This window comes from Mesorhizobium sp. M4B.F.Ca.ET.089.01.1.1, from assembly GCF_004022605.1.
Taxonomy (GTDB): Bacteria; Pseudomonadota; Alphaproteobacteria; order Rhizobiales; family Rhizobiaceae; genus Mesorhizobium; species Mesorhizobium abyssinicae.
Window position 1 is genome coordinate 1 of record NZ_RZOS01000563.1, and the last position, 3,257, is coordinate 3,257.

Sequence of the window (3,257 nt, forward strand, 5' to 3'; positions counted from 1 at the left end):
GCGGTGACCAGATCGGCGGGTTGAAGATCCGTGAGATCGATCGTGGCGTCGCCGGCGAGCCATTCCGTCCTGGCGGCGACCGTCTCGGCGGCCAGCGTCTGGCCGATCTTGCGCACCGCCGCGCTCGCCTCGAGCATCACCGCCGCCTCGAGGTCGGACCACAGGTCGAGCGTGGCCCAAAGCATGGTGCCAGGCCCGGCGCCGATATCGAGCAAGGTCCTCGGCTGGAAGTCGGACCTTGCCTCGGCCAGCGCGTCGAGGCTGGCGCGGACGGCGGCATAGGTCGCCGGCAGCCGCGTCGCCAGATAGGCTTTGACCGCCATGTCCTCGGCCATGTGCAGGCGGCCGTCGCGCAGCTCCGCGCGGTAGCGGTCGGACAGCGTCCGCGCCGCCTGCTTGAGCGCCGGCAGCGGCACATGTTCGAGGAGGCGCTCGACGCCTTGGCGGAGCGGGGCGGGGAGTTCCACGCTTCACGCTCCCCGGGGTGCGAGAAGGATGACCGAAGCGCCGGCGATGCAGATCGCTGCACCGGCAAGGTCCCAGCGGTCGGGGCGCACGCCTTCCACCAGCCGCAGCCAGCCGAGCGATGCCGCGATGTAGATACCGCCATAGGCGGCGTAGGCGCGGCCGGCGGCCGATGTGTCGACCAGCGCCAGCAGGAAACCGAACAAAGCGAGCGAGATGAGCCCCGGCGCCAGCCACAGCGGCGACTTCTCCAGCCGCCACCAGGCCCAGAACGAGAAGCAGCCGGCGATCTCGGCAAGCGCGGCGGCGATGTAGATGAGATAGGTCATGAAAAAGGTCTCGCGATAACGAGACCTTTTTCATGCTTGGGCAGGCTATGGCAAGGACAATGGGCCGATTGGCCGCGATGCGGCCGGCTTCCTACTCCCCGTCCGCCACCTTCCGGCGGCGGGCGGGCTTGGCGACGGTCGGCTCCGGCCGGTGGCCGATGTCGCGCATTTCCAACGCCTTCTCGCATTTGGCCATGTAGTCGCGGGTGACCGGCAGAGTGTCGTTCCTCTTGGCGAGCTGGATCTGGAAGATCACCAGGTCCTGCCAGCGGAAGGCGGCTTCCGAGGCGGCGAGGTAGAATTCCCACATGCGGCAGAAGCGCTCGTCGTAGATCGCCTTGGCCTTGTCGCGGTTGGCGGCGAAGCGCATGCCCCAATGCTTCAGCGTGTCGGCATAGTGCAGCCTGAGCATTTCGATGTCGGTGACGACGAGGCCCGACTTCTCGATCGCCGGCATCACCTCGGAAAGCGCCGGGATGTAGCCGCCCGGGAAGATATATTTGCGGACGAAGGCGCTGGTCGCCCACGGCACGCCGGAGCGGCCGATCGTGTGCAGCAGCATGACCCCGTCGGGCTTGAGCAATGTCGCCGACTTCTCGAAAAAGGTGCGGTAGTGGTTGACGCCGACATGTTCGAACATGCCGACAGAGACGATGCGATCGAAGCGTTCGTTGAGCGAGCGATAATCCTTGAGGTCGAAATGCACCCTGTCCTGCAGCCCTTGCACATGCGCCCGGTCGGTGGCGACGCCGTGCTGCTCGGTCGACAGCGTCACACCTTGCACGTCGACGTCGAAGGCCTTGGCGAGATAGAGGCCGAGCCCGCCCCAGCCGGAGCCGATGTCGAGCACCGTCTGCCCGGCCTTCAGCCTGAGCTTGGCGGCGATGTGCCGCTTCTTGGCCGCCTGCGCCTCGTCCAGCGTCATGTCGGGCTGCTCGAAATAGGCGCAGGAATACTGCATGTCCTCATCGAGGAAGAGCCGGTAGAGGTCGCCTGAGAGATCGTAGTGGCGCTGCACGTTGCGACGCGCGCGCGCGGCGGTGTTGATTTGCTGCAGCCGGCGGAAGGCGTGGCGCAGGCCTTCGATCGCCTTCGCCCAGGTCGCATCGATGCCGCCGCTGCCCATGTTCTGGAAGGCGATGCGCATCACCCCAAGCACGCCGCCTTCGAGGATATCGAGTTCGCCGTCCATATAGGCCTCGGGTACCGCCAGCATCGGATCGAAGCTGATGGCGCGTTCGGCGTGCTTTGTCTTGATGTGCATGTGCACCGGTTCGCCGCTGCCGTCGCCGAAGGTGACCGTCGAGCCCTTCGGCCCGGTCACTTTGAGATTGCCGGTGCGCACCAGGCGGTCGAGAAGGCGCTTCAACAAAATATTCATGACCAAATGTCCCCAACGTCAGACAGGATGGCCTGACGCAGGGTCCCGAAATCGCTATCGATTTCGCGGCGGGATCATGCGCCAAGTCAAAGGACTACGACGTCCTTTGTGCGTCCAAAGGACGCGCGACGCTGTAGTCTGCATCAAGATATAGGGGTTCGAAAAGTTCCATTTGGCACAAAAAAGCCCGGGCGCGAGGCCCGGGCGTTGGTCCAGTCGAAACCGGTGGCAGTCAAGGCGTTTCGAGCGCCGCTGTGGCGCTCGATCGTGCCTGGTCAGGCGTTGTCTTCGCCGCCTTCGAACTCGGCGTTCGGGTCGAAGAAGTTTTCCGGCCGCGCATTGTCGTTGATGTCGTCGCCGTAGATGGCCTCCGCCGTCGTCAGCGTCTCGCCCTTGGCCTGGCGCTCGGCCTCGTCGGCGGTGCGGGCGATGTTGAGCGTGATCGTGACTTCGACTTCCGGATGCAGCGCGATGGCCACATTGGTCAGGCCGATGGTCTTGATCGGGTGGTTGAGCTGAATCTGGTTGCGGTTGACCGAGAAGCCTTCCGCTGTCAGCAGGTCGGCGATGTCGCGGGTCGACACCGAACCGTAGAGCTGGCCGGTCTCGCCGGCCGAACGCACGGCCACGAAGCTCTTGCCGTCGAGCTTTTCGGCAACCTGCGAGGCTTCCGACTTGCGCTCGAGGTTACGCGCTTCGAGCTGGGCGCGCTGGCCTTCGAACTTCTTCTTGTTGGCTTCGTTGGCGCGCAGCGCCTTGCCCTGCGGCAGCAGGAAATTGCGGGCGAACCCATCCTTGACCTTGACGGTGTCGCCCATCTGGCCGAGGCGGGAAACGCGTTCGAGAAGAATGACTTCCATGGTTTTGTTCCTTCGTCTTGGCGTCGATCGCGGGGATCGGCGCCGGATTGATCTGGAACAGGTCAGGAAGCAAAGGGGGCGTTGCCGCCGTGTCGCTGTCCTGCCTGTCGCGGCAGTTAGAGGCTTTCGGCCTCAACCCGGGATTTGATGTCCAACCCTGCGGCGCCCGTCGCCGTGGGGAAAGAAGCGGGCGGCTGGCCGCCCGCTTCGGAAGTCTTAGCG

The 3,257-nt window shown here is 65.0% G+C and carries 4 protein-coding genes; all 4 read right to left on the minus strand.

What is annotated here, in order from left to right; all coding sequences use genetic code 11:
- The coding region (locus EN780_RS30645) for a small ribosomal subunit Rsm22 family protein (RefSeq protein WP_281035387.1) at positions 1 to 467 on the minus strand (467 nt) is incomplete at its 3' end.
- A 3-nt stretch (positions 468 to 470) separates the two neighbouring features.
- Positions 471 to 794, minus strand: a complete 324-nt coding sequence (locus EN780_RS30650) for a YnfA family protein (protein ID WP_128276153.1) — start codon at positions 792 to 794, stop codon at positions 471 to 473.
- A gap of 91 nt (positions 795 to 885) precedes the next feature.
- The gene (locus EN780_RS30655; RefSeq protein WP_128276154.1) at positions 886 to 2,175 is read right to left on the minus strand and encodes a cyclopropane-fatty-acyl-phospholipid synthase family protein; all 1,290 of its coding nucleotides are present in this window, start codon (positions 2,173 to 2,175) and stop codon (positions 886 to 888) included.
- Positions 2,176 to 2,450: 275 nt separating this feature from the next.
- Positions 2,451 to 3,035 carry a 50S ribosomal protein L9 gene (gene rplI, locus EN780_RS30660; protein WP_127285613.1) on the minus strand — a complete coding sequence of 195 codons (585 nt, stop codon included), beginning with the start codon at positions 3,033 to 3,035 and terminating at the stop codon, positions 2,451 to 2,453.
- Positions 3,036 to 3,257: the final 222 nt, after the last annotated feature.